Source organism: Neobacillus rhizophilus (assembly GCF_018343535.1).
Lineage (GTDB): Bacteria > Bacillota > Bacilli > Bacillales > Cytobacillaceae > Neobacillus > Neobacillus rhizophilus.
On sequence record NZ_JAGYPF010000005.1, the window covers coordinates 328,200 to 353,534 of the forward strand.

Genomic DNA, 25,335 nt, shown 5'->3' on the forward strand with positions numbered 1-25,335 from the left:
AAAGTGATACTGGGTGGGGAGAAATACGTGAAAAAGCTATATGCGGTAATTGGATATCCAATCGGGCACTCCATGTCCCCGGTGATGCATAATGATTTATTTTCTTTTTATCAAATCGATGGCCATTATCTCCCTTTTCAAGTGGCACCGGAGAACCTCAAGGATGCTGTGAAAGGCTTAAAAGCAATTGGGGCTGGTGGGTTTAATGTAACTGTTCCTCATAAAAGCAGGATCATCCCTTATCTTGATGGGGTAGACGAACTGGCGAATGCAACTGGTGCGGTAAATACCGTCGTTAATGAAGACGGCCGTTTGATTGGTTATAATACGGACGGACCTGGATTTTTAACGGGATTGAAAAAACAATTTGCCTCTATTGAGGGAAAAAAGATACTTGTGATTGGAGCGGGCGGTGCGGCAAGAGGTATTTATTTTACTTTGGCAAAGGAAAAATCCGCTAAGATTGACATTGCCAACCGGACCGTGGAGAAAGCCTGGAGTCTCATTAAAGATTGTCCCTATACCACTTCAGCCAATGCATTTACATTGGAGGAAGTGGAACAGGTACTGGAAGATTACGACTTAATTATCCAGACAACCATGATTGGGATGGCGCCGAAAATTTCTGAACAGCCGCTTAAACTCCACAACTTAAAGAAACAGGCGATTGTTTGTGATATTATTTACAATCCGCTGAAAACAAAATTTTTACAAGATGCGGAACAAAAAGGTGCACAAATTCAAAATGGGATTGATATGTTTGTTTTTCAAGGGGCCCTTGCTTTTGAAAAATGGACAGGGACTTTCCCGGATGTAGAACGAATGAGAGCAATTGTGCTCAAACAACTCGGAGGTTAATTCATGTTAACAGGAAAACAGAAAAGATTATTACGTTCAAAAGCCCATCATTTAGATCCGATTTTTCAGGTTGGAAAGGGTGGCGTAAATGAGAATATGGTAAAGCAAATTGCCGATGCTCTTGAGGCAAGGGAACTCTTAAAAGTAAGTGTCCTACAAAACTGCGACGAAGATAAAAATGTGGTTGCCCAGCAGCTTGCTGATGGGGCAGGGGCAGAATTAGTACAGATTATCGGAAATACAATCGTCCTTTATAAGGAATCGGTTGAAAATAAACAAATTACTCTTCCCTAAAGTAAAGGTGGGGTTGTACTGTGAAGGTTGGAATTTTGGGCGGAACGTTTGATCCACCACATTTCGGACATCTATTGATTGCTAATGAGGTTTTAGCCGCTCTTTCGCTTGATGAAATTTGGCTCATGCCGAATCGAGAGCCTCCGCATAAGAAAAAATCAGAATCGATATCGAACAATGAAAGGCTTCAGATGTTGGATTTGGCCATTGAAGGAAATCAAGCATTCAAAATTCAGCCAATCGAACTTGACAGGGAGGGGCCATCCTTTACCGTTGATACGATGAAGGTCCTTAATGAAACCTATCCTGGGCATCAATTTCATTTCATAATTGGTGCGGACATGATTGAATATCTGCCTAAATGGCATAAAATTGATGAACTGGTTAAACTTGTCCAATTTGTCGGCGTGCAAAGACCTTCCTACAGCCATCTTACAGAGTATCCTATTCTTTATGTTGATGTACCTGCGATAGAGGTATCTTCAAGTATGATTAGAGAAAGATTTAAAAACGGAAAAACTGCGCGTTATTTATTGCCTGATTCCATCATTCAATATATCGAGGAGAACCATTTATATGGAACGTGATGTAGCATTAAAGCTTGTAGAGGAACAATTAACGGAGCATCGCTACCAGCATACCTTAGGCGTAATGGAGACAGCCATTTCCTTGGCCAGAAGGTATGGGGCAGATGAAAAAAAAGCTGAAACTGCCGCTATTTTTCATGATTATGCCAAATTCCGCCCTAAAGAGGAAATGAAGGAAATTATTATGACCCAGGGCTTTCCTCAGGATCTGCTCAGCTTTAACGCTGAACTTTGGCATGCTCCTGCCGGCACCTATCTTGTTGAGAAGGAAGCAGGGATTAAAGACAGAGAAATTCTCGATGCCATCCGTTATCATACATCAGGAAGGCCGGGGATGGGCCTGCTTGAAAAAATTATTTATTTAGCCGATTATATTGAACCAGGCAGACACTTTCCGGGTGTTGAGGAAGTACGGGGAATGGCAAAAGAGAATTTAGATAAAGCATTGATCCAATCAGTCAAAAATACGATCTTATTTTTAATGAAAAAAAATCAGACCGTCTATCCAGAGACGTTTCATACGTATAATGATTTAATCCAAAATGGAAGGGTTGAGTAAATGGATAATCAAGAACTACTTCAATTGACAGTTAAAGCAGCGGATGATAAAAGGGCTGAAAACATTCTTGCACTAAACATGAAGGGAATTTCGCTAATTGCCGATTACTTTATGATTTGTCATGGGAATTCCGATAAGCAGGTTCAGGCAATCGCAAGAGAAATTAGGGAAAAAGCCAATGAAAAAGGCTGTGATGTGAAGAGGATGGAAGGGTTTGATGAAGCACGCTGGGTGTTAATCGATTTGGGGGACGTTGTTGCCCATGTCTTCCATCGTGACGAAAGAAGCTATTATAATTTGGAGCGCTTATGGGGAGATGCCCCGCGGGTTGACGTCTTGAGTGAATTAAATTCATGACAAGCTACCAGCATTTCGCCTATCTTTATGACGAACTCATGAAGGACGCACCATATGATGAATGGATTCGATTTGTGGAAGAGAAACTTGCCAAATACGATATAAAAGGCAGCAAGCTGCTTGACTTAGCCTGTGGAACAGGGCAGCTTTCTGTTCGTTTTGCCAAGCGGGGCTTCCAAGTGACTGGATCTGATTTATCGGCTGACATGCTGGCTGTTGCCCAAGCTAAAGCAGAAGCTGAGGGGCTTGTGATTCCATTCTTTGAACAGAATATGGCTGAATTCGAAAACTTGGAACAGTTTGATGTCATCGGCATCTTTTGTGACTCCTTGAATTATTTGGAAACGGAACAAGAGGTCAAAGAAACCTTTTTGCATGTTTTTCAACATTTACAGCAGGGCGGACTTTTTATTTTTGATGTTCATTCTATCTATAAAATTACCCAAGTTTTTATGAACCAAACCTTTGCTTTAAATGAGGATCATATCGCTTATATTTGGAATAGCTTCCCTGGGGAAGAGTCAAATAGCGTGGAGCATGAGCTTAGCTTTTTTGCCTTGGATGAAAAGTCGGGAAAATATGATCGTTATGATGAGCTTCACTATCAGAGAACCTTTAGTGTTCAGCAATATTCCGATTGGCTGGCTGAGGCAGGCTTTCAATTATTAGAGATAAATGCTGATTTTGAACACGCTAAACCACAAACCCATTCCGAACGAATTTTTTTTATTGCACACAAAAAATAAAGCCATCTTTCTTAAAAAAGATGGCTTTTTTTTATTTATACTTGCAGGAATTTGCGGGAATTTGGCGAATTAATATTTTGAGATATGCAATTCTACTTTATCAAGATCTTCCTTGAATTTTGCGTGGGTGGCTTGAAATACATGTTCAAACATTTCCCCAAGCTCATTGTCGAGCACCTTAATTCCTTCTCCGGTAATTCCGCCTTTCACACAAACTTTTTCCTGGAGCGATGGTAAGGTATAATGGCCTTGCTTAAGCAATTCGCCAAGACCTACAATCATCTCACTGGCCAAAACTGTGGCTACTTTTTCATCGATTTCCGTTTCCTTTACGGCAGCATTAATAAATGCCTGCAGCAAATAACTGAAAAATGCAGGTCCGCAGCTGACAATATCCGATGCTACTCTTGTTACCTTTTCATCAATATCGACTGGGACTGAAATCTTCGTCATTAAATTGTCCATTTCCAATCTCCAATTATCCCGACAGCTTTCCCCATAGGTCATTAAGGAAACTCCCGAAAGAGCCCGATTCGTGATGCTTGGGATGACTCTTACCACAGAACAAGAAACCTTACTCTCAATTTGTGCTGTACTGATAGGGCTTGTTATCGAAACAAGACATTTATTTTCCGTTAAATGGGGATTGATCTTATCTATCACCTTAAAAACATCTAATGGCTTTACACAAACAAATATTAAATCGGATTGAGCCGCAACTTCTACTTCATTTGCCCCAACCCTAATTCCCTTGTATTTATCCTTAAGCAGCATGGCTTTAGCGATCGTTCTGTTCGTAATCAGCATCGAAGAAGGAGATACGGCTTCTCCGTCAATTAACGCTTCCACCAAAATCCTCCCCATATTACCGGTGCCGATAATGCCAATATTCATTGTTTCGACCCTCCTTCACCTCAGAGTTTCTTTTATAACCTTATGAGGAATGTTTGTAAAATATACCTTTAGAAAGGATGGAGCCAAGTGAAAGACTGGTTGATGGAACATAAGAGTTATGCTGTTGCTGTTGCATTGCTTGTCGTGGTCTTGATTTTTTATTTTTACCAAAACGGTGCTAGTGAGGCTATCCAGCCGCAGCCCTTAGCGACTGATAAAGTATCAGAGGCTGGCAGGGTTCAAGAAAAATCCGAGGAAAATATGGGGAAGACACAGAGTCAAACAGCTGCAGTAATCATGGTAGATGTAAAGGGACAGGTGAAACAGCCGGGTGTTTATAAAGCCTCAGAGGGTGAGCGGGTTATTGATGTGGTTAGCCGTGCGGGAGGTGTAACCGAACAGGCCGAGCAAGGCCAAGTGAATTTTGCTGAACGGGTAAAGGATGAAATGGTCATTTATATTCCGGCAAAGGGTGAAGGGGCGGTGGTTCTCCCGAAGGCATCGGGAAATGGAGTAATGGTCTCAGGGGGGACAGGTCAGAATGAAGGGAAAATTAATCTCAATAAAGCGGACGTCAATGAACTGCAAAACCTGCCTGGTATCGGGCCGGCAAAGGCAGCGGCGATCATCGATTACCGGGAAACAAGCGGACCCTTTAAACAAGCAGAAGATTTAAAGAATGTCAGCGGAATCGGTGAAAAAACGTATGAAAAATTAAAGGATTTGGTTACGGCGCCATAATTCTATCATTGACGTTCATGGACAAGCACTATTAAACTTAAACAAAGAAAACATCATCAAGGGAGTGGCTAAGGTGAATCGTATTTCATGGGATCAATATTTTATGGCGCAAAGTCATTTGCTTGCACTGAGGAGCACTTGCACCCGGCTCACAGTTGGGGCGACCATTGTCAGGGATAAGCGGATTATCGCCGGAGGCTATAACGGTTCCATTGCCGGCGGGGACCATTGTATCGATAAAGGTTGTTATGTCGTCGATAATCATTGTATTCGTACTATTCATGCTGAAATGAATGCCCTTTTGCAATGTGCAAAATTTGGCGTTCCGACAGCAGAAGCGGAAATTTATGTGACTCATTTTCCTTGTTTGCAATGCTGTAAAGCGATTATCCAGGCTGGCATTAAAACTGTTTATTATGCTGAAGATTATAAGAATCATTCTTATGCAATTGAACTGTTTAAACAAGCGAATGTAAAAGTGGAAAAGGTAGAATTAACTGAACCGGTGATAGATTTTCGAAAGGTTAATTCATAACCTTTGTTTGGCGCCGGACTTGAACCGGCGTCAATATCATTCAAAGACTGGAGAAGGCACGATGACCGGAAAATATATATATTTTGCAGTTGCAGCTCTTTTAGGAGTATTGGCAGCACTGATCCATTTTCTGCCCTATTTTATGTTGTCCATCCTTTATCTGTTTGTTTTGCACCATTATAAGAAGTTTCAACCATACCTATTATCTATAATAACCGCAGTATGGCTTGTATTTTTCCTCTTTGGCTTTCAGGTAGCCAACCACAATCATACGAAAATTCCTGAGACTGTCGTTTCATTTTCCCTTGAATATATGCAAGACCCCAAAATAGACGGTGATTTATTACAAATCCAGGCAAAAGAGCGTGTTTATAAAGAAAAACTCCTTATCCGCTACAAAATGAATTCACAACAAGAAAAAGAAGACCTTAAAGATAAGTCTTTTTATGGTTATGTATGCGAGCTATCTGGTGATTTGAAGAAACCAAAGATAGCTAAAAATCCGAATGGCTTTGACTATCGTAAGTACTTTAAAACAAAAGAAATTTACTGGATTGTTGAAAGTAAGGAAAATCCTCTGAATAACTGTACTCCTGTTAAGAGAAATTCCCCGTTCACTCTCATTCAAGATCTCCGCTTTAAGGGAATTCATTACCTCGAAAAACAGTTTCCAACTGAAATTGCATCATTATCTTCCGCTTTAATTTTTGGCGAGAGGGGAATGCTTAGCCCGGATTTACAGGAGGACTACCAAAAGACAGGACTTGTTCATTTATTGGCGATTTCAGGACTCCACGTTTCCCTTCTAATCGGGATGGTTTTTTATATGGGGATAAGATTGGGTTTGACTAGACAGACGATGACGAATTTTCTTTTGATGGTATTGCCTGTGTATGTCATCTTAACCGGCGCGTCCTCGTCAGTGGTTCGTGCAGGGCTTATGATTTTTCTTGTTCTGGCAATAGTAAAGTGGAAGAACCAGCTTAAATTGCTGCCCCTAGATGCCATAAGCCTTGCCTGTATCATTTATCTGGCCTTTAATCCATTGGTACTGTTTGATGTCGGCTTTCAATTATCGTTCACGGTAAGTGCTGCCATCATTTTATCTGCAAAACATATAATGGGGAAATATTCCATTAATTTTATCCAAATGATTGTCATTTCCGTGGCCTCTCAATTAACCGCACTCCCTTTTCTGCTGTATCACTTTTTTGGATTGTCTTTCATAGGGATAGTAGCTAACTTAATCTATATCCCGTTATTTTCATATGTTTATCTTCCCGGATTGTATGGTTTATTTTTTATTCAACTTGTATTAGGGTGGACTCCGGGAATCCTCATAAAATTCTTCTTGGCTATAATTACCCTTTTCAACAATTTAATTGCTTCACTTGCTGATTTAAACTTTACTGCATTAGTGCCTGGAAGACCAAATCTTTTCTTTTTACTATTTGATATTGTGGTGATTATTTGTATTTTTTACATTTGGGAAAAGAGGGGTTATTCAAATAGAAAATGGCATCTTGTCGGTTTATCTGCCGCTCTTTTGACATTTCAATCAGGCTGGAACTGGGCCGACCCCTTTGGGGAGGTGACGATGATCGATGTGGGTCAAGGAGATAGTATCTTCATCCATTTTCCCCGAGGTGGCGGGAATTATCTGATTGACACGGGTGGAACGATGAATTTTGTGGGTGAAAATTGGCGGCAGCGGGCGAAACCATATGAGGTGGGAAGAGATGTTGTTGTTCCATTTTTAAAGGGAAAAGGGATCACAAAAATTGATAAATTAATCTTAACACACGGGGATATGGATCATATTGGGGGTGCCAATTCTATAATAAAAGAACTTAAGGTGGAAGAAATTCTTCTGCCCTCAGTCGCCGAACCATCTGCCATGGAGGAAGAAATCAAGGCGGAGGCTGAAAAAAAGGGAATAAATATCGTTCACGTTTCTTCTGGATATCGATGGGGAAACGCGGATCATCAATTTTATATACTTAGTCCGGATAAGAACTTTAAAGGAGAACGAAACAGCGGGTCGCTAGCCATTTTTGCCCGTTTCGGAGGGTTGGCTTGGTTTTTTGGCGGAGATTTGGATAAGCTGGGTGAGGAAAGAATTATCCAAAGATATCCGGAATTAACGGTGGATGTCCTTAAAGCGGGACATCATGGGAGTAAAACATCAAGTTCTGAAGCCTTTCTTCGGCAGATTAAGCCTAAAGCGGCCTTTATTTCTGTCGGGGAAGAAAATCGATTTGGACACCCCCATCAGGAGGTGATTAAGCTTTTGAATGAAGTAAATGCAGTTATTTATCGGACTGACCTGCAGGGAGCAATTACTTACAGTTTTTATCGAAATAGAGGAACCTTTTCAACGTTTTTGCCATAAGATACATCACTTAATGAAAAAGAGGCTGCGGGTAATACAGCCTCTTCGAAACTCTTATGTAGCATTAATTTAAGAACCGATCAGCTTAATGACTGTAGCAATGATAAACATTACAGCAAAAAAGCCAAAAGACACACCAAATCCAACCCCTGAATCAATTGCATCGTTACGCTTGCTTTGCGGATTTTTTTCAAATTGGTTCACAGTCTACCCCTCCTATTTCACATTATAGTATAAGCGATTTCCTTAAAAAAATCCAGCCTCCCCTAAATGCTTTTCCTGTACTGACAAGTGTTGTCAAAATAGTTTGACTAACAAAGGGCTACAATAAGCTTACCAAAGGAACTCCGCCTGACATATCGGTACCTAGGGCTGATAAAAGCAGGCGTTCATTATAGATCGGGAATTGGCACTATGGCGAATGCTGTCAATTCCCTTTTAATTATTCGGAAATAACTTCTTCATACCTGGCGTTTTGTACTTGTCAAATTGTCCAAGCTTCATTACGATAATAAAGAGTGAAATAAAGAGGAGCGCTGGGCAAAATGGTAACAGATGTATGGCGGAAAATTAAACAAAATCATATTGCTCCTATTTATTTATTATATGGAACAGAAAGCTTTTTAATCAATGAGACCAAGCAATTGCTGCTAAACCATATATTAAATGAAGAGGAAAAGGACTTTAATTTTGCAGCCTATGATTTGGAGGAGACTCCGCTTGAAATTGCAGTAGAGGATGCGGAAACCTTTCCGTTTTTAGGGGAAAGAAAGGTTATTTTTTTACATAATCCGATTTTTTTAACAGCTGAAAAGTCGAAAGAAAAAGTCGTGCATAATATAGCAAAGCTTGAAGCCTATATACAGGAGCCTGCACCGTATACTGTCTTGGTCATTTCGGCACCTTATGAGAAATTAGATGAGCGAAAGAAAATTACAAAAGAACTTAAACGAACTGCAGAGGTTGTCGAGGCCAAAAAGTTAAATGAACATGAACTAAAAAATTGGGTGAGGGACCGGGCGAAGACAGCAGGAATCGAAATCGAGACTGATGCTGTAGAGCAGCTCCTCGCGCTTTCGGGCACCAACTTGTTCATGCTTTCGAGCGAACTAGAAAAGCTTGCTTTATATGCTGCAAATGAGAAAAGAATTGATGCGGCGCTTGTGGAAAAATTGGTAGCCCGTTCATTGGAGCAAAATATTTTCACGCTAATCGAAAAAGTAGTGCAACGGAAATTGGAGGAAGCGTTAAGGATTTATTTTGATTTGTTAAAGCAAAATGAGGAACCGATCAAAATATTGGCGCTGCTTTCCAATCAATTTCGCTTGATTTATCAAGTGAAGGAGCTGTCACGACGCGGGTATGGCCAGCAGCAGATTGCCGGTTTCTTGAAAACCCATCCATTTCGAGTAAAGCTTGCCCTCGGACAGGCAGCTCAATTTACGGACGAGGAGCTAGCAAATCTCATGTGCCTCCTTGCCGAATCCGACTATCAAATGAAAACCGGCGGGATGAATAAGTCATTATTGATAGAGATGCTGCTTTTTAAATTAAAGAAATAACTATGTAACAGTTTCAGGCTACCGAAATACCTTCGATAGCCTTTTTCATTAATAATAAAGCTTGCAATGGGACTGTTGATTTGCGCTCCAGGCGCTTCGCTTTCCGCGGGCGTGCAGGGGAGCCTCCTCGTCGCTACGCTCCTGCGGGGTCTCCCCTGCCCCGTACTCCCGCAGGAGTCTTCGCGCCTTCCGCTCCAATCAACAGGTGTAATCCATAAATACTTCAACCCACAAGATGAAGCAACTACTTGCCAGGAAACCAGTCGATGATGAGGGACAAAATCGATGGAATCTGAGAAGGAAATGTCCCTCATCAAGCCGATGAAGGACAAAATCGATGGAATCTGAGAAGGAAATGTCCCTCATCAAGCCGATGAAGGACAAAATCGATGGAATCCGAGAGCGAAATGTCCCTCATCAAGCCGATGAAGGACAAAATCGATGGAATTTGAGAGTGAAATGTCCATCATCAAATCGATGAAGGACAAAATCAATGGAATCTGAGAGGACAATGTCCCTCACAAAGCCGATAATGGATAAAATCTATTGACACACTTAGCAAGGTTCGAAAAAGTGTGTTGCAATACTCTAGGTTGTTTGCCCCCCCCCTGTTGATTGGACCGGAGCGCACCGACTCCTGCGGGATATAGAGGTCGCTGGAGACCCCGCAGGTGCTTTTAGCGCCGAGGAGGCTCCAGGACCTCCCCGCGGAAAGCGAGTGCCCGGAGCGGAAATCAACAGGCCCATTAGCAAGAAATAGAAATATTTCAAATTAACAAATCCAAGAAAAAAAAAACGATTCCTGAAAAAAGGAATCGTTTTTTTAATGTCTAGCTTCAGCGCCTAGGGGCTCGGGGTCATAAGTCAATCCGTCAAGAAGGCTAAAAAGCAGCCTTCTCGCCGGCTCGTCTTATGCCTGTCGCCCCTGGTCAAGGCGCTTCCGCTTTTCTTATTATAGTGCGTTGATTTTCTTCATTAGGCGAGCTTTTTTACGAGCTGCAGCGTTTTTGTGGATAAGACCTTTTGCAGCTGCTTTATCTAATTGGCTAGCAGCATTTACTAAAGCTTCCTTCGCAGTAGCAGCGTCGTTAAGAGTAACAGCAGCTTCTACTTTCTTTACTGAAGTACGCATTGCAGATTTCGCCATTGTATTTTGAGCATTACGAGATTCGCTAGTTTTTACACGCTTAATAGCAGATTTAATGTTAGGCATCAATTTCACCTCCTGTAAAGAATCGAGACTATATGAACTCGACTAAACATTCATAAACAATTATTCGCAACAAGAGATATTTTATCAAATGGTCAACTAGATTGCAATATAGAATTCATTAGCTCGGCTAGAATAAATTGCATGTTTTCTTTGAAAAGGGGCAAAAATAGGAAATAGTTTCTATTTGCAGGAAATCTTTTTTTCTAATGGAGGATTGAACATGAAGGAATCTATCGACTTAAGTCAATATTCGGTCCGCACTGATTTAGCGATTGAAGCCAGGGAAATGGTACTGGCTCAATCTGTTGACCAAGAGGAAAACTTGTCTCAAATTGAAGGGGTCATTATTAAAGAAAAAGATGTTGACGATATAAAAATCTCCTTAGTAGAAGTGACGAAACAAGGAGAAGCGCAGCTTGGAAAAAAAGCCGGACGATATTTAACCTTGGAGGTTCAGGGAATCCGTCAGCAAAATACGGAAATGCAGCAAAAAGTGCAGGAAATCTTTGCTAGCGAGTTTGCCCATTTTCTAGAGGGGGCAGGGGTTAAGAAAACCGATTCCTGTCTTGTGGTTGGATTGGGGAACTGGAATGTAACGCCGGATGCGGTTGGTCCAATGGTTTGTGAAAACCTGCTTGTGACACGCCATCTTTTCCAGTTACAGCCGGAAAATGTGGAGGAAGGCTACCGATCTGTCAGTGCATTGTCACCTGGAGTAATGGGGCTAACGGGCATTGAGACCAGCGACATTATTTTCGGAGTTGTAGAAAAGACCAAGCCGGATTTTGTGATCGCTATTGATGCCTTGGCATCACGGTCTATTGAAAGGGTAAATTCTACCATCCAAATCTCTGATACTGGCATCCATCCTGGTTCTGGGGTGGGGAACAAACGAAAGGAATTAAGTAAAGAAACTTTGGGTGTTCCTGTTATTGCTGTAGGAGTTCCTACAGTGGTTGATGCCGTTTCGATTACAAGTGATACGATTGACTTCATTTTAAAGCATTTTGGCAAAGAAATGAAAGAAGGGAACAGACCTTCGAGAGCACTTGCTCCGGCCGGGATGACCTTTGGAGAAAGACGTAAACTGACCGAAGAAGATTTGCCGGAAGAAAAGCATCGTAAAACCTTCCTCGGCATTGTCGGTACACTTCCGGATGATGAGAAACGCAAACTGATTCAAGAAGTGCTTTCACCGCTTGGCCATAATTTAATGGTTACGCCAAAAGAGGTAGATGTGTTTATTGAAGATATGGCAAACCTCCTCGCCAATGGACTAAACGCCGCCCTTCATAGCACCGTTGACCAAGGTAACGCAGGGTTCTATACACGGTAGTAATGTTAGAGGCAGTCTGATTTGGACGTGCCTCTAAAAAATGGTTCTACCAACTCTATTAATGTCATAGGATTTACTAGAATCCTTTTTGTGAGAGGTGGAACCATGAAAACCAAAGCTTCTGGAACCTTTATAATGGTACAAGGGACAAGTGTCCTTAAGTTTATGGCAGCACTGTTTATATTTTTATTGTTTATTTTTTCTATCAGCGGGCTCTTAACATCCTTAAAGCCCCAATATAGACTATCTTCCTCCTCCGTCAACCAGGCGGCAACGAAAGTGAACGGTGAACTTCTTTTTCAACTAATGGGCTGGGAAAACCACCACTTCTTAAAAGTGAAGCCTGACTTTACGATGCCAACATTTACGAATTTGGTTTTTAAACTGTCAAGTAACATTAATTTGAATGACCCAAGAAGTATGCTTGGCCGAGAACTGCCAGGATTTTATCAGTTTGATGGGCAGATACTGGTTGCTGGGGAAGGGACAAATTATACAAATATGCCATTGGAATCCTCCCCGCCGGTTGAAATTATGAAAGCGGAACAAGAGGCATCGCTGCAGAATATCGAAGGCTTGGACAAACCTTCGGATGATAATCCGTCACCTGCACCGGGACAAACGACAGGAGATCGGAAGGTTGTTTACGTTTACTTTACTCATAATCGGGAATCCTATTTACCGTATCTAAAAGGTGTTACCAACCCTAATCTAGCCTTCCATTCGCAAATTAATGTCACAAAAATCGGCGACCAATTAAAAGCGAGTCTAGAAGAACGAGGCATCGGAACGTTTATTGATAAAACGGATGTTCAAGCGAATTTGAATAAAAAGGGATTGAAATATTGGAATTCTTATACGGAATCTCGTTCTCTGGTGCAAGAGGCCATGGCCTCTAACCGGGATTTGCGATATTTTATTGATGTTCATCGTGATTCCAAGCGCAAGCAGGATACGACGGTTACCATTAACGGGAAATCTTATGCAAAAATTGCGTTTATCATCGGCGGTAAAAATCCGAATTATGAAAAAAATGCAAAACTTGCTAACGAACTACATCAACTTCTAGAAAAAAAATATAAAGGTTTAAGCAGGGGAGCGTTTGTTAAAAATGAAGCTGGAAGCAATAATATTTACAATCAAAACCTTTCCGATAATGCAATGTTAATTGAATTTGGCGGTGTCGATAATACCTTTGATGAGCTAAATCGTTCAGCAGATGCTATCGCAGATGTGTTCAGCGAATATTTCTGGCAGGCAGAAAAGGTGAACAAGGATACTGAGCAATCTACCAATAAACAATAGATGATAGGAGCATTTCAGATGAAAATGTTCATGGTAAAAAGTTTCATTATTGCAGCGCTAATGTTTATTTCAGTTTTAACGGGAATGGAACTGGCGAATAATGGAATCCAAAAAATGAAAGGTTATCAGGATCCCAATTTTCAAAACGCGATCTCTATAAATGAAACAGGGACTGATCTAAGGGCGACATTTCTTGGCAAAAATATTTCCAATCATGATATTGAAGCAAAAAAGAAAAAACTCGAGGAGATCAATGCCTATAATTTTTTCTCCTCAATGGGTAGAAAAATGTCAGATGGCTTAACAAAAGCTTCTGAGAGTCTGATTGATTTGATAGCGAAATAAACGGCGGCACCAGTGAGGGTGCTGCTGTTTTAGTTTTCGTTGAATCTTGATAATCCTCTTGTTATAATGAAAAATAGTGTATCTGCGCCAATTTAGTAGGAGTGAACCACATGAATAGAGATGAACGACTGAAACGACAAGAAAAAATCAGAAACTTTTCAATTATTGCCCATATCGATCATGGTAAATCGACATTGGCCGATCGAATTTTAGAAAAAACCAATGCCCTCTCCTCCCGAGAAATGAAAGCCCAGCTTTTGGACTCGATGGATTTGGAGAGAGAGCGCGGGATAACGATAAAATTAAACGCGGTCCAGTTACAATACAAAGCCAAAGATGGCGAAGAATATATTTTTCATTTAATTGACACCCCGGGACATGTCGATTTCACCTATGAGGTGTCGCGCAGCCTGGCTGCTTGTGAGGGGGCTATTCTAGTTGTCGACGCAGCGCAGGGAATTGAAGCGCAAACATTGGCAAACGTTTATCTAGCATTGGATAACAATCTTGAAATCTTACCTGTAATTAATAAAATCGACCTCCCGAGTGCAGACCCAGAAAGGGTGCGCAATGAAATTGAAGACGTCATAGGGCTTGATGCTTCCGAGGCAGTTTTAGCCTCGGCAAAAGCAGGAATCGGAATTGAAGATATCCTTGAGCAGATTGTAGAGAAGGTCCCTGCCCCTGTGGGAGATCCTGGGGCACCATTAAAAGCACTGATTTTCGATTCGCTATATGATGCCTATCGCGGTGTAATCGCCTATATTCGTATCGTCGATGGGACTGTAAAGGTCGGCGATAAAATTAAAATGATGGCCACCGGTGCGGAATTTGAAGTGACTGAAGTCGGCGTTCATAATCCAAGAGAAGTGCAGCGTAATGAATTAACTGTCGGTGATGTGGGCTATCTGGCGGCATCTATTAAAAATGTCGGTGATACCCGTGTCGGGGATACGATTACCAATGCCAAAAACGGAGCTAAAGAACCGCTACCTGGCTATCGTAAATTAAACCCAATGGTTTATTGCGGAATGTACCCAATTGATACGGCTAAATTTAATGATCTCCGCGAAGCGTTGGAAAAGCTGCAGCTGAATGATTCCGCCCTGCAATTTGAACCGGAAACCTCACAGGCGCTGGGTTTTGGCTTCCGTTGCGGATTCCTGGGACTGCTTCATATGGAAATCATCCAAGAGCGGATTGAGCGGGAATTTAAAATCGATTTAATTGCGACTGCTCCAAGTGTTATCTATCATGTCCATATGACAGACGGAGAACAGATCAACGTGGACAACCCATCTAACATGCCTGACCCGCAAAAAATCGACCGGGTAGAGGAGCCATATGTGAAAGCAACCATGATGTCGCCAAACGATTATGTTGGCGCAATTATGGAGCTTTGCCAGCAAAAACGCGGCAATTTTATCGATATGCAATACTTGGATGAAAACCGGGTCAGCATAATTTACGAAATTCCGCTTGCAGAGATTGTTTATGATTTCTTTGATCAATTGAAGTCAAATACGAGAGGCTATGCTTCATTTGATTATGAACTAATCGGTTATAAACCGTCCAAGCTGGTTAAAATGGATATCATGTTAAACGCCGAAAAAGTTGACGCTCTTAGCTTTATTGTCCATAAAGATTTCGCATATGAACGGGGAAAAGTAATTGTCGAAAAGCTCAAGGAATTAATTCCAAGGCAGCAATTCGAAGTTCCTATTCAGGCTGCCGTCGGGCAAAAAATTGTGGCCCGTTCCACCATCAAGGCGATGCGGAAAAACGTTTTAGCCAAATGTTACGGCGGTGACATTTCCCGTAAACGTAAATTGCTCGAGAAGCAAAAAGAAGGTAAGAAGCGGATGAAGCAAGTTGGTTCCGTTGAAGTGCCACAGGAAGCGTTCATGGCCGTGCTAAAGATGGATGACAATAATACAAAAAAATAACTTCAACACGAGGTCAGGACAAGCCTATAAAGGTGAAGCCTGCCTCTTTTTGTTATTAATAAGGAGTTGAAACGTAAATGATTAAAGCTGCCTATCTGCACATTCCTTTTTGTGAACATATTTGTCATTATTGCGATTTTAACAAAGTGTTTCTTAAGGGGCAGCCTGTTGATGAATACTTACAAGCTTTGGATCGGGAAATGCAAATGACTCTGGCTCAGTATCCAGTGAAAGAACTTGATACTATTTTTATTGGGGGAGGAACTCCCACCTCTTTAAATGAAAAGCAGCTTGAACGATTCTGTGAAAGCATAAACCGACATTTATTGAAAAGTTCAGATGTAGAATTTACTTTCGAGGCAAATCCCGGTGATTTATCGAAGGAAAAATTACAAATATTAAAGGATGCAGGTGTCAACCGGATTAGTCTTGGCGTTCAGACCTTTAATGATGAATTGTTGAAAAAAATCGGCCGTGTTCATCGGGCCGAAGATGTCTATCGAACCATTGACAATGTGAAGAAGACAGGATTTCAAAATATTAGTATCGACCTGATTTACAGTTTGCCCGAGCAAACGCTTGAAGACTTTCACGCTTCTCTTCTTACAGCGTTTTCTTTGGACATTCCGCATTACTCAGCCTACTCGTTAATTATCGAGCCTAAGACCGTTTTTTATAATTTAATGAAAAAAGGCCGCCTTCCAGTCCCAGGTGAGGATATAGAGGCACAAATGTACGAAATGGTAATGGAGGCAATGGAAAAACACGGATTCAAACAGTATGAAATCAGCAACTTTGCCAAGCCCGGCTATGAAAGCAGGCATAATTTAACCTATTGGGACAACGAAAACTACTTTGGTTTTGGGGCTGGAGCGCATAGTTATGTAGACGGCTATCGCCGTTCTAATTATGGGCCTTTGAAAAAATATATGGACCAGATTAACAGCGGAAAACTTCCCTTCATTGAAGAACATCAAGTAACATTAGGGGAACAAATGGAGGAAGAAATGTTTTTAGGCCTGCGAAAAACGGAAGGTGTTTCAATCTTACGGTTTAAAATGAAATTTGACCGTGATCCCGAGCAATTATTTAAGCAGGAATTAGCTGATTTAATATCAAGACAATTGTTAAATGTACAGGATGGCAGAATATATTTAACTAAAAAGGGCCGCCTGTTAGGAAATGAAGTTTTTCAGTCGTTTTTAGGAGTATGTAATTGACACCATAATTCCTTTTTGATAATTTATTAGTATAATTAGCACTCGTTAATGTGGAGTGCTAACAGAGGTGATGAATGTTGTTAACAGATCGTCAATTGTTGATTCTTCAGGTTATTGTTGATGACTTTATTCGATCTGCACAACCAGTCGGCTCTAGAAGTTTGTCGAAAAAAGAGGAAATTTCCTTTAGTTCGGCAACGATTCGAAATGAAATGGCCGATCTTGAGGAAATGGGGTTTATCGAAAAAACACATACCTCATCGGGGCGTGTCCCTTCGGAAAAAGGTTATCGTTACTACGTTGACCATTTGCTTTCACCGCAGACTTTGAATCCTCAGGATATTTCAATCATCCAATCCATCTTTGCAGAGAGGATTTTTGAATTTGAGAAAATTATCCAAAGGTCTGCGAGAATTTTGTCAGAAATGACGAATTATACTTCGATTGTTCTAGGGCAGGATGTCGGCATCAATAAGCTGAAAAGAATCCAAATCATCCCCTTAAACAAAGAAACAGCTGTTGCGATCTTAGTGACAGATACTGGCCATGTGGAAAATAGGACCTTTTCTTTGCCGGCTGCACTTGATATGAGCGAATTGGAGAAAATCGTCAACATCCTAAACGAAAAATTATCCGGTGTTCCGCTTGAAGATTTACATGATAAGATTTTTAAAGAAGTGGCGATGCTTTTAAAACAGCATATTAGTCGTTACGACCTTTTTCTTCATACCATTGCGGAAACCTTTAAAATGCCAGCAACTGAAAAGTTATTTTTTGCAGGGAAAACGAACATGTTAAGTCAGCCAGAATTTCATGATATTGCCAAAATACGTAACCTATTAACCATGATAGATCGAGAAGATTGGATTACGAATTTAATCAGAAGCAATCAAAAGGGTATTAGCGTGAAGATTGGCAGTGAGAATCAAAATAGTATCATGGAAGATTGCAGTCTGATCACGGCTACTTATTCTGCCGGCACAGAAAAATTGGGGACGATTGCGATTCTTGGCCCGACAAGGATGGAATATTCACGTGTTATCAGCTTATTGCAGTTATTAAGCCATGATTTATCGGCAGTATTAACAAAGCTGTATCAATACAAATAACACTGGTAATATTGAGTAAGGGTGAAATCAACCATTTCACCCTCTTACCATGGTTATCAGCCATAAAATAAATGTGATTTGATCCTTTAAGGGAGGTGAGTATGTTGTCAAACGAAAAAAATAATACCTTGAATGAAGAAATGGAAGATTTAAGAGGCAGCGAAAGCGTTGAATTTACTGATAATGAAGCCGTTCGTGCAGGACAATCAATTGAACAAACAATTGAAATGGAGGCAGAAACTGCTGAACAGCCTGTTCATGCTGAAGCTGAAGCGCAATTACAGGAAATGCAAATATTAAAGGATAAACTGGAGGCGGCAGAGAACCGCTACCTTCGCCTGCAAGCAGACTTTGATAATTTCAAACGCCGTACCCGCTTGGATCAAGAGGCGGGAGAAAAATATAGAGCGCAAAAACTAGTTACAGATTTACTTCCGGTCCTTGATAACTTTGGAAGAGCGTTGCAGATTGAGGCAGACAACGAACAAACAAAGTCAGTGCTGCAGGGAATGGATATGGTATACCGCAGCTTAATCGATGCTTTGAAAAAAGAAGGTGTCGAGCCAATTGAAGCAGTGGGGAAGGAATTTGACCCTCATCAGCACCATGCTGTAATGCAAGGAGACGATGCTAACTATGGCTCAAACGTAGTGATTGAGGAATTCCAGAAGGGCTATTTACTAAAAGACCGGGTGATTCGGCCATCAATGGTAAAAGTGAATCAATAAGCTTACATATAATTATAAAGGAGGATAAAGGCAATGAGCAAAATTATCGGTATTGACCTTGGTACAACCAACTCCTGTGTTGCTGTACTTGAAGGCGGGGAACCAAAGGTAATTCCCAATCCAGAAGGCAACCGTACAACTCCATCTGTTGTAGCCTTCAAAAATGGGGAACGTCAAGTAGGGGAAGTGGCAAAGCGCCAGGCTATCACAAACCCAAATACGATTATTTCCATTAAGCGCCATATGGGTACTGCCCATAAGGAAGAAATTGAAGGAAAGCAATATACACCACAGGAACTTTCGGCTATTATTCTTCAGTATTTAAAATCCTATGCAGAGGATTATCTTGGTGAGCCTGTAACAAAGGCAGTCATTACAGTGCCGGCATACTTTAACGATGCTGAGCGCCAAGCGACGAAGGATGCGGGTAAAATTGCCGGTCTTGAAGTAGAACGGATTATCAATGAACCGACTGCTGCTGCTCTAGCATACGGTTTGGATAAAACAGACCAAGATCAAACGATTCTTGTTTATGACCTTGGCGGCGGTACATTTGACGTTTCCATACTCGAACTTGGAGACGGTGTTTTTGAGGTAAAATCAACTGCTGGTGACAACCGTCTTGGCGGTGATGACTTTGACCAAGTGATTATTGATTATTTAGTTGATCAATTCAAAAAAGAAAATGGCATTGACCTTTCTCAAGATAAAATGGCCTTGCAACGTTTGAAGGATGCGGCTGAAAAAGCGAAAAAGGATCTTTCCGGTGTGACTTCCACACAGGTATCCCTGCCATTTATTACTGCAGGCCCTGCTGGTCCACTTCATTTGGAAGTAACTTTATCAAGAGCTAAATTTGATGAATTAACAGCACATCTTGTTGAACGTACGATGGGACCTGTCCGCCAGGCGTTGAGCGATGCTAGCATGTCTCCTTCTGAACTTGACAAAGTTATTCTTGTTGGTGGTTCTACTCGTATTCCCGCTGTTCAAGAAGCCATTAAAAAGGCAACTGGCAAGGAGCCGCATCGCGGAGTAAACCCTGATGAAGTAGTAGCGATGGGTGCAGCAATTCAGGGCGGCGTTATCACTGGTGACGTTAAAGACGTTGTACTGCTAGATGTAACGCCTTTATCCCTTGGTATTGAAACTATGGGTAGTGTATTTACAAAATTAATCGATCGTAATACAACCATCCCAACTTCCAAGTCACAGGTGTTCTCAACTGCTGCTGACAACCAAACAGCCGTGGATATCCATGTTCTTCAAGGTGAGCGTCCAATGGCAGCGGACAATAAAACATTAGGCCGCTTCCAATTATCTGACATTCCGCCGGCACCTCGTGGAATTCCGCAAATCGAAGTAACTTTTGATATCGATAAAAACGGTATCGTCAATGTTCGTGCCAAGGATCTTGGTACAAATAAAGAGCAGCAAATTACTATTAAATCATCGACAGGACTTTCTGATGATGAAATTCAAAAAATGGTCCGTGAAGCAGAAGAAAACGCGGATGCGGATAAACAGCGTAAAGAAGAAGCAGAACTTCGCAATGAGGCAGATCAGCTAGTCTTTACAACAGAAAAAACCTTAAAAGACCTTGAAGGTAAGGTAGACGCTGATGAAGTAGCGAAAGCAAATGAAGCGAAGGATGCGCTTAAGCAGGCTATCGAGAAAAACGACTTAGCTGAAATGCGTGCGAAAAAAGATGCTCTTCAAGAAATCGTTCAAGCTTTAACTGTCAAGCTGTATGAGCAGGCTGCCGCTGCACAGCAAGCGCAGGCAGGAAGCGCGGATGCTGGTGCCTCTGGCAAAAAAGACGACAATGTAGTTGACGCAGAGTTTGAAGAAGTAAAAGATGACAAATAATTGATTAAAAATAAAAAAGTCAAAGTCAGGCTAATGGCTTTGGCTTTTTTAGCTAATCAGAATTTATTCCATAAATTCTGAACGCATAAATACAACTACGCTTCATGAGCAGTCTTAAGGGACTCGCCAGTCGGCGAGTTTTTATTTATTGCTATACCTTTCCTAGGGTGTTAGAATAATCTTTATGTGAAAAGATTCGGGAGTGATGGTAATCAATGAGTAAACGGGATTACTATGAGGTGCTTGGTTTAAGCAAAGGTGCCTCTAAGGATGAAATAAAAAAGGCTTATCGCAAACTGTCTAAACAATATCACCCGGATATCAATAAAGAACCGGATGCAGCGGATAAATTTAAGGAACTTGCAGAAGCCTATGAAGTGTTGAGTGATGATCAAAAACGGGCACACTATGACCAATTCGGACATACAGACCCGAATCAAGGCTTCGGAGGATTTGGCGGCGGTTCTGATTTCGGCGGCGGTTTTGGCGGCTTTGAAGATATCTTTAATACCTTTTTTGGCGGAGGCGGTTCTCGTCGGAGAGACCCGAATGCGCCAAGACAGGGTGCAGACCTGCAATATACAATGACCATTTCTTTTGAGGAAGCGGCATTCGGTAAAGAAACGGATATTGAAATTCCTCGTGAAGAAACATGCGAAACATGTAGTGGTTCAGGAGCAAAGCCTGGAACGAAGCCAGAGACCTGTAAACATTGTCAGGGTTCAGGACAAGTAAGTGTGGAGCAGAATACTCCATTCGGCAGAATTGTGAACAGACGTACCTGCCACTACTGTAATGGAACCGGTAAAGAAATTAAAAATAAATGTGCTACTTGCGGCGGCGCTGGTAAAGTGAAGAAGCGGAAGAAGATCCATGTGAAAATTCCTGCGGGAATCGACGATGGCCAGCAGATGCGTCTCTCTGGACAAGGCGAAGGTGGTATTAACGGCGGTCCGGCAGGAGATCTTTATGTTGTTTTCCACGTTCGTGACCATGAATTTTTTGAGCGTGATGGCGATGACATTTATTGTGAAATGCCAATCACGTTTGTTCAGGCGACACTCGGAGCCGAGATTGAAGTGCCAACCTTGCATGGGAAAGTGAAATTGAAGGTACCTTCTGGTACACAAACCGGAACAAAATTCCGATTAAGAGGAAAAGGCGTTCCTAATGTCCGTGGTTATGGTACGGGAGATCAACATATTCTTGTTCGGGTTATCACCCCAACAAAATTAAGTGATAAACAAAAACAATTGCTGCGCGAATTCGATGAGGCAAGCGGCAATGCTCCTCTTGGGGAACATGAAGAAAGCTTTTTTTCAAAAGTAAAACGTGCCTTTAAAGGCGAGTAAGGATTGGAGCTGGTAGAATGAAGTGGTCTGAAATTAGTATCCACACAACAAATGAAGCGATTGAGCCAATTTCTCATATTTTACACGAAGCTGGGGCGAGCGGTGTTGTAATTGAGGATCCATTTGAATTGACAAAGGAAAGGGAAGATCAATTCGGTGAAATCTACCAGCTTAATCCAGATGATTACCCTGAGGAAGGTGTCATTGTAAAGGCCTATATGCCGGTCAATAGCTTCTTGGGCGAAACAGTCGAAGCGATTAAAGATTCTATTAATAATCTTATCCTATTCAATATTGATATAGGCATAAACAAGGTTACAATCAGTGAAGTAAACGAGGAAGAATGGGCGACTGCTTGGAAGAAGTATTATAACCCTGTTAAGATCTCTGAAAAGTTCACGATTGTTCCTACTTGGGAGATATATAACCCTGTCAGCAGCGATGAATTAATCATTGAATTGGATCCAGGCATGGCGTTTGGTACGGGGACACATCCGACGACGGTGATGTGTATTCAAGCCCTTGAAAGAACGGTCCGCCCGGGTGATCGGGTCATTGATGTTGGAACAGGTTCGGGTGTTCTAAGTATTGCTGCTGCCATGCTGAGAGCCGAGGATGTCAGGGCTTATGACCTTGATGAAGTAGCGGTTACACAGGCAAAATTAAATATTAAGTTAAATAAAGTTCACAATATGGTTAATGTTTCACAGAATAACCTGCTTGATGGCGTTGAAGAAGGATCAGCTGATGTCATTGTAGCCAATATTTTAGCGGAAGTCATTTTGCGATTTACCGATGATGCGGCTCGGATTGTTAAGCCGGGAGGTTATTTCATTACTTCAGGCATTATTCAACAGAAAAAAGATCAAGTAAAAGAGGCACTTGTATCATCCGGTTTTGAAATTACAGAAACCATTTTAATGGAGGATTGGGTTGCCATTATTTCTAAAAGGGTATAATGAAGAAGCTGAGGGGGATATTCAAGTCCCCTTTTTGTATTTCATTCTTTATTATTGCTTTAAATTTTAGTAAAATAAGACGTATTCTGTTTAGAGAGGGTGCAAGGTTGTGCAGCGCTACTTTGTTAAAAATCGAGCAAGTGAAGATCGTTTTTTCATAGACGAAGAAGATCGTCACCATATAGTCAAGGTGATGCGCATGGAACTTGGCGATCAAATCATCTGTGTCGATCCTGATGGAAAGCAGGCCATCTGCCGGCTTGCAGAAATTACCGATGAAAGAGTTGCTGCAGACGTTGTACAATGGAAAGAAGAGGTTTCAGAGCTGCCGATTTCAGTTACCATTGCAAGCGGGCTGCCTAAAGGGGACAAGCTTGAGTGGATTATCCAAAAAGGAACGGAATTAGGAGCTCACCAATTTATCCCATTCACGGCCGTACGCTCAGTTGTTAAGTGGGATGAGAAAAAGGCTGCGAAAAAAATAGATAGATGGCAAAAAATTGCCAAAGAGGCGGCCGAGCAATCACATCGTGCGATGCTGCCAGAAGTGGAAAGAGCGATGAGTTTTAAAGAATTGCTTGCTAAAAGTAATGAATTTGATTATAAATTAGCTGCGTATGAGGAGGAAAGTAGAAACGGAGAAACATCCGTTTTTTCTGCTGTCCTGAAACAATTGAAACCTGGTGAATCTCTTCTTCTTGTCTTTGGACCCGAAGGGGGTCTTTCAGATGAAGAGGTACAGCAGTTAAAGCTTAATGGTTTTGATCTTTGCGGACTTGGTCCGCGCATATTAAGGACGGAAACGGCCCCATTGTATTCACTTGCGGCCATTTCCTATCATTTTGAATTACTGAGGTGAACATATAATGGCAACAGTTGCTTTTCATACATTGGGTTGTAAAGTCAACCACTATGAAACAGAAGCCATTTGGCAATTATTTAAGCAAGAAGGCTATGAGCGCGTGGATTTTGAATCCATGTCAGATGTTTATGTGATAAATACCTGTACGGTTACGAATACAGGAGATAAAAAAAGCCGCCAGGTTATCCGTCGTGCGGTTAGAAAAAATCCTGATGCGGTGATCTGTGTTACAGGCTGCTATGCGCAAACATCACCGGCAGAAATCATGGCTATTCCTGGCGTAGATGTTGTTGTAGGCACACAGGATCGTGTTAAAATGCTGGATTATATCGAGCAGTATAAAACAGAAAGGCAGCCAATTAACGGTGTCGGCAATATCATGAAGAATCGTGTTTATGAAGAATTGGATGTACCATCCTTTACAGACAGAACACGTGCCTCTTTGAAAATTCAAGAAGGCTGTAATAATTTTTGTACGTTCTGTATTATTCCATGGGCACGCGGCCTGATGAGATCGCGTGATCCGCAGGAAGTTATTCGTCAGGCCCAGCAATTAGTGGATGCGGGATATAAGGAGATTGTCCTTACAGGTATTCACACAGGCGGTTATGGCGAGGACATGAAGGATTATAATCTTGCGATGCTGCTTCGTGACTTAGAGGCACAGGTTAAAGGAATAGAACGACTGAGAATTTCTTCGATAGAGGCCAGCCAAATTACCGATGAAGTAATTGAAGTCATCAAGCATTCGAATATTGTGGTCCGCCATTTGCATATTCCGATTCAATCTGGTTCAAATACTGTTTTGAAAAGAATGCGTCGTAAATATACGATGGAATTTTTCGCAGAGAGATTGGAACGTTTGAAGGAAATCTTGCCAGGTCTAGCTGTAACCTCTGACGTTATTGTTGGTTTCCCTGGTGAAACGGAAGAGGAATTTATGGAGACTTATAATTTTATAAAAGAACATAAATTCTCTGAGCTTCATGTTTTCCCTTACTCCAAGCGTACAGGAACACCCGCTGCCAGAATGGAAGATCAAGTTGATGAAGAGGTCAAAAATGACCGCGTACACCGCTTAATCACTCTCTCTGATCAACTAGCAAAGGATTATGCTTCAGAATTTGAAGGTGAGGTTCTGGAGGTTATTCCGGAAGAGGAGTTTAAAGAAGAGGCTGAATCAGGCCTTTACGTGGGCTACACTGATAACTACTTAAAGGTTGTTTTTCCAGCAACTGAAGATATGGTCGGCAAAATTGTAAAAGTAAAGATTACAAAAGCCGGGTACCCTTACAACGAGGGACAATTTGTCCGTGTTATTGAAGATAAAGTATCAGTGAAGGAAGAAGTTTTTACAACTGAAGAAGCGGCCATTTAATAATAAAGGGTGCCCACGGGGACACCCTTTATTTAATTGTTCAGCAAATAAGCTTGGAACAAAAGCGAATTGGTGCCCCAATTGGTAAATGATTCAGGCTTTCGGTAACCAATGGCCTGTATTGGTGCCCCAATTGGTAAATGATTCAGGCTTTCGGTAACCAATGGCCTGTATTGGTGCCCCAATTG

25 protein-coding genes and 1 pseudogene are annotated in these 25,335 nt (G+C 41.5%); 23 read left to right on the forward strand and 3 right to left on the reverse strand.

Features of this window, described 5'->3' with window-relative positions; all coding sequences use genetic code 11:
• Positions 1-27 precede the first annotated feature (27 nt).
• Genes aroE through KHA99_RS24485 form a run of 6 tightly spaced genes read left to right on the forward strand, consistent with a single transcriptional unit; the run spans position 28 to position 3,401 of the window.
• On the forward strand, positions 28-858 hold the full coding sequence (aroE, locus tag KHA99_RS24460; RefSeq protein ID WP_213120104.1) for a shikimate dehydrogenase: 831 nt from the start codon (positions 28-30) through the stop codon (positions 856-858).
• Between the two features lie 3 nt (positions 859-861).
• Positions 862-1,152 carry a ribosome assembly RNA-binding protein YhbY gene (gene yhbY / locus KHA99_RS24465; RefSeq protein ID WP_213120105.1) on the forward strand — a complete coding sequence of 97 codons (291 nt, stop codon included), beginning with the start codon at positions 862-864 and terminating at the stop codon, positions 1,150-1,152.
• Between the two features lie 20 nt (positions 1,153-1,172).
• On the forward strand, positions 1,173-1,739 hold the full coding sequence (locus KHA99_RS24470) for a nicotinate-nucleotide adenylyltransferase (RefSeq protein WP_213120106.1): 567 nt from the start codon (positions 1,173-1,175) through the stop codon (positions 1,737-1,739).
• Entirely contained in the window at positions 1,729-2,298 is a 570-nt protein-coding gene (gene yqeK / locus KHA99_RS24475; RefSeq protein ID WP_213120107.1) for a bis(5'-nucleosyl)-tetraphosphatase (symmetrical) YqeK, read from the forward strand. Before KHA99_RS24470 ends, yqeK begins: the two co-directional genes overlap by 11 nt.
• On the forward strand, positions 2,299-2,655 hold the full coding sequence (rsfS, locus tag KHA99_RS24480) for a ribosome silencing factor (protein WP_213120108.1): 357 nt from the start codon (positions 2,299-2,301) through the stop codon (positions 2,653-2,655). It abuts the gene before it with no gap.
• A complete protein-coding gene (locus KHA99_RS24485; protein WP_213120109.1) occupies positions 2,652-3,401 on the forward strand; it encodes a class I SAM-dependent DNA methyltransferase in 750 nt (249 codons plus the stop codon). The genes rsfS and KHA99_RS24485 overlap by 4 nt, the downstream gene beginning before the upstream one ends.
• Positions 3,402-3,470: 69 nt before the next feature.
• On the opposite strand, the gene comER is transcribed toward KHA99_RS24485, so the two are convergent.
• Positions 3,471-4,295 (reverse strand): late competence protein ComER, encoded by an 825-nt coding sequence (gene comER, locus KHA99_RS24490; RefSeq protein ID WP_213120110.1) that lies wholly within the window; start codon positions 4,293-4,295, stop codon positions 3,471-3,473.
• 87 nt (positions 4,296-4,382) lie between these two features.
• Here comER and KHA99_RS24495 point away from each other — a divergent pair, with 87 nt between their 5' ends.
• From KHA99_RS24495 to KHA99_RS24505, 3 genes and pseudogenes are all read left to right on the forward strand, one after another.
• Positions 4,383-5,036 (forward strand): helix-hairpin-helix domain-containing protein, encoded by a 654-nt coding sequence (locus tag KHA99_RS24495; protein ID WP_307852166.1) that lies wholly within the window; start codon positions 4,383-4,385, stop codon positions 5,034-5,036.
• 73 nt (positions 5,037-5,109) lie between these two features.
• A pseudogene (locus tag KHA99_RS24500) lies at positions 5,110-5,556 on the forward strand (ComE operon protein 2); the annotation flags it as partial.
• A 76-nt stretch (positions 5,557-5,632) separates the two neighbouring features.
• Positions 5,633-7,963, forward strand: coding sequence for a DNA internalization-related competence protein ComEC/Rec2 (locus KHA99_RS24505; protein WP_213120112.1), 2,331 nt, complete (start codon positions 5,633-5,635; stop codon positions 7,961-7,963).
• A 69-nt stretch (positions 7,964-8,032) separates the two neighbouring features.
• Here KHA99_RS24505 and KHA99_RS24510 read toward each other — a convergent pair whose 3' ends face one another.
• Positions 8,033-8,167, reverse strand: a complete 135-nt coding sequence (locus KHA99_RS24510) for a YqzM family protein (RefSeq protein ID WP_213120113.1) — start codon at positions 8,165-8,167, stop codon at positions 8,033-8,035.
• Between the two features lie 341 nt (positions 8,168-8,508).
• On the opposite strand from KHA99_RS24510, the gene holA reads away from it, so the two are divergent.
• Together holA and KHA99_RS24520 are read left to right on the forward strand one after the other, a co-directional pair.
• Positions 8,509-9,525 carry a DNA polymerase III subunit delta gene (gene holA / locus KHA99_RS24515; protein WP_213120114.1) on the forward strand — a complete coding sequence of 339 codons (1,017 nt, stop codon included), beginning with the start codon at positions 8,509-8,511 and terminating at the stop codon, positions 9,523-9,525.
• A 337-nt stretch (positions 9,526-9,862) separates the two neighbouring features.
• On the forward strand, positions 9,863-10,006 hold the full coding sequence (locus KHA99_RS24520; protein ID WP_213120115.1) for a hypothetical protein: 144 nt from the start codon (positions 9,863-9,865) through the stop codon (positions 10,004-10,006).
• Positions 10,007-10,477: 471 nt separating this feature from the next.
• On the opposite strand, the gene rpsT is transcribed toward KHA99_RS24520, so the two are convergent.
• Entirely contained in the window at positions 10,478-10,738 is a 261-nt protein-coding gene (gene rpsT / locus KHA99_RS24525; protein WP_213120116.1) for a 30S ribosomal protein S20, read from the reverse strand.
• Between the two features lie 220 nt (positions 10,739-10,958).
• Here rpsT and gpr point away from each other — a divergent pair, with 220 nt between their 5' ends.
• The 12 genes from gpr (at position 10,959) to mtaB (ending at position 25,147) form a co-directional block, all read left to right on the forward strand.
• Positions 10,959-12,074, forward strand: a complete 1,116-nt coding sequence (gpr, locus tag KHA99_RS24530) for a GPR endopeptidase (protein WP_213120117.1) — start codon at positions 10,959-10,961, stop codon at positions 12,072-12,074.
• 105 nt (positions 12,075-12,179) lie between these two features.
• Positions 12,180-13,379 (forward strand): stage II sporulation protein P, encoded by a 1,200-nt coding sequence (spoIIP, locus tag KHA99_RS24535; protein WP_213120118.1) that lies wholly within the window; start codon positions 12,180-12,182, stop codon positions 13,377-13,379.
• 18 nt (positions 13,380-13,397) lie between these two features.
• Complete coding sequence (locus tag KHA99_RS24540; protein WP_213120119.1) at positions 13,398-13,724, forward strand: DUF3679 domain-containing protein; 327 nt, start codon at positions 13,398-13,400, stop codon at positions 13,722-13,724.
• A 110-nt stretch (positions 13,725-13,834) separates the two neighbouring features.
• Positions 13,835-15,670 (forward strand): translation elongation factor 4, encoded by a 1,836-nt coding sequence (gene lepA, locus KHA99_RS24545; protein ID WP_213120120.1) that lies wholly within the window; start codon positions 13,835-13,837, stop codon positions 15,668-15,670.
• Positions 15,671-15,747: 77 nt separating this feature from the next.
• Positions 15,748-16,890 (forward strand): radical SAM family heme chaperone HemW, encoded by a 1,143-nt coding sequence (gene hemW, locus KHA99_RS24550; protein ID WP_213120121.1) that lies wholly within the window; start codon positions 15,748-15,750, stop codon positions 16,888-16,890.
• Positions 16,891-16,967: 77 nt separating this feature from the next.
• Positions 16,968-17,999 carry a heat-inducible transcriptional repressor HrcA gene (gene hrcA, locus KHA99_RS24555; protein WP_213120122.1) on the forward strand — a complete coding sequence of 344 codons (1,032 nt, stop codon included), beginning with the start codon at positions 16,968-16,970 and terminating at the stop codon, positions 17,997-17,999.
• A gap of 101 nt (positions 18,000-18,100) precedes the next feature.
• Positions 18,101-18,727 carry a nucleotide exchange factor GrpE gene (grpE, locus tag KHA99_RS24560; RefSeq protein WP_213120123.1) on the forward strand — a complete coding sequence of 209 codons (627 nt, stop codon included), beginning with the start codon at positions 18,101-18,103 and terminating at the stop codon, positions 18,725-18,727.
• Between the two features lie 33 nt (positions 18,728-18,760).
• A complete protein-coding gene (gene dnaK / locus KHA99_RS24565; RefSeq protein WP_213120124.1) occupies positions 18,761-20,596 on the forward strand; it encodes a molecular chaperone DnaK in 1,836 nt (611 codons plus the stop codon).
• Positions 20,597-20,811: 215 nt separating this feature from the next.
• Entirely contained in the window at positions 20,812-21,948 is a 1,137-nt protein-coding gene (dnaJ, locus tag KHA99_RS24570) for a molecular chaperone DnaJ (protein ID WP_213120125.1), read from the forward strand.
• Between the two features lie 17 nt (positions 21,949-21,965).
• The gene (gene prmA / locus KHA99_RS24575) at positions 21,966-22,907 is read left to right on the forward strand and encodes a 50S ribosomal protein L11 methyltransferase (protein WP_213120126.1); all 942 of its coding nucleotides are present in this window, start codon (positions 21,966-21,968) and stop codon (positions 22,905-22,907) included.
• 109 nt (positions 22,908-23,016) lie between these two features.
• Complete coding sequence (locus KHA99_RS24580; RefSeq protein WP_213120127.1) at positions 23,017-23,766, forward strand: 16S rRNA (uracil(1498)-N(3))-methyltransferase; 750 nt, start codon at positions 23,017-23,019, stop codon at positions 23,764-23,766.
• 7 nt (positions 23,767-23,773) lie between these two features.
• The gene (gene mtaB / locus KHA99_RS24585; RefSeq protein ID WP_213120128.1) at positions 23,774-25,147 is read left to right on the forward strand and encodes a tRNA (N(6)-L-threonylcarbamoyladenosine(37)-C(2))-methylthiotransferase MtaB; all 1,374 of its coding nucleotides are present in this window, start codon (positions 23,774-23,776) and stop codon (positions 25,145-25,147) included.
• Positions 25,148-25,335 lie beyond the last annotated feature (188 nt).

What these genes read in the sequence shown, in the direction of transcription:
- yqeK (WP_213120107.1), top strand. Translation starts at nt 1,729, where the DNA reads ATGGAACGTGATGTAGCATTAAAGCTTGTAGAGGAACAATTAACGGAG.
- dnaJ (WP_213120125.1), top strand. Translation starts at nt 20,812, where the DNA reads ATGAGTAAACGGGATTACTATGAGGTGCTTGGTTTAAGCAAAGGTGCC.
- KHA99_RS24520 (WP_213120115.1), top strand. Translation starts at nt 9,863, where the DNA reads ATGGAATCTGAGAAGGAAATGTCCCTCATCAAGCCGATGAAGGACAAA.
- hemW (WP_213120121.1), top strand. Translation starts at nt 15,748, where the DNA reads ATGATTAAAGCTGCCTATCTGCACATTCCTTTTTGTGAACATATTTGT.
- prmA (WP_213120126.1), top strand. Translation starts at nt 21,966, where the DNA reads ATGAAGTGGTCTGAAATTAGTATCCACACAACAAATGAAGCGATTGAG.
- grpE (WP_213120123.1), top strand. Translation starts at nt 18,101, where the DNA reads ATGTTGTCAAACGAAAAAAATAATACCTTGAATGAAGAAATGGAAGAT.
- KHA99_RS24505 (WP_213120112.1), top strand. Translation starts at nt 5,633, where the DNA reads ATGACCGGAAAATATATATATTTTGCAGTTGCAGCTCTTTTAGGAGTA.
- spoIIP (WP_213120118.1), top strand. Translation starts at nt 12,180, where the DNA reads ATGAAAACCAAAGCTTCTGGAACCTTTATAATGGTACAAGGGACAAGT.
- holA (WP_213120114.1), top strand. Translation starts at nt 8,509, where the DNA reads ATGGTAACAGATGTATGGCGGAAAATTAAACAAAATCATATTGCTCCT.
- rpsT (WP_213120116.1), bottom strand. Translation starts at nt 10,738, where the DNA reads ATGCCTAACATTAAATCTGCTATTAAGCGTGTAAAAACTAGCGAATCT.
- lepA (WP_213120120.1), top strand. Translation starts at nt 13,835, where the DNA reads ATGAATAGAGATGAACGACTGAAACGACAAGAAAAAATCAGAAACTTT.
- mtaB (WP_213120128.1), top strand. Translation starts at nt 23,774, where the DNA reads ATGGCAACAGTTGCTTTTCATACATTGGGTTGTAAAGTCAACCACTAT.
- KHA99_RS24485 (WP_213120109.1), top strand. Translation starts at nt 2,652, where the DNA reads ATGACAAGCTACCAGCATTTCGCCTATCTTTATGACGAACTCATGAAG.
- rsfS (WP_213120108.1), top strand. Translation starts at nt 2,299, where the DNA reads ATGGATAATCAAGAACTACTTCAATTGACAGTTAAAGCAGCGGATGAT.
- yhbY (WP_213120105.1), top strand. Translation starts at nt 862, where the DNA reads ATGTTAACAGGAAAACAGAAAAGATTATTACGTTCAAAAGCCCATCAT.
- KHA99_RS24540 (WP_213120119.1), top strand. Translation starts at nt 13,398, where the DNA reads ATGAAAATGTTCATGGTAAAAAGTTTCATTATTGCAGCGCTAATGTTT.
- gpr (WP_213120117.1), top strand. Translation starts at nt 10,959, where the DNA reads ATGAAGGAATCTATCGACTTAAGTCAATATTCGGTCCGCACTGATTTA.
- dnaK (WP_213120124.1), top strand. Translation starts at nt 18,761, where the DNA reads ATGAGCAAAATTATCGGTATTGACCTTGGTACAACCAACTCCTGTGTT.
- comER (WP_213120110.1), bottom strand. Translation starts at nt 4,295, where the DNA reads ATGAATATTGGCATTATCGGCACCGGTAATATGGGGAGGATTTTGGTG.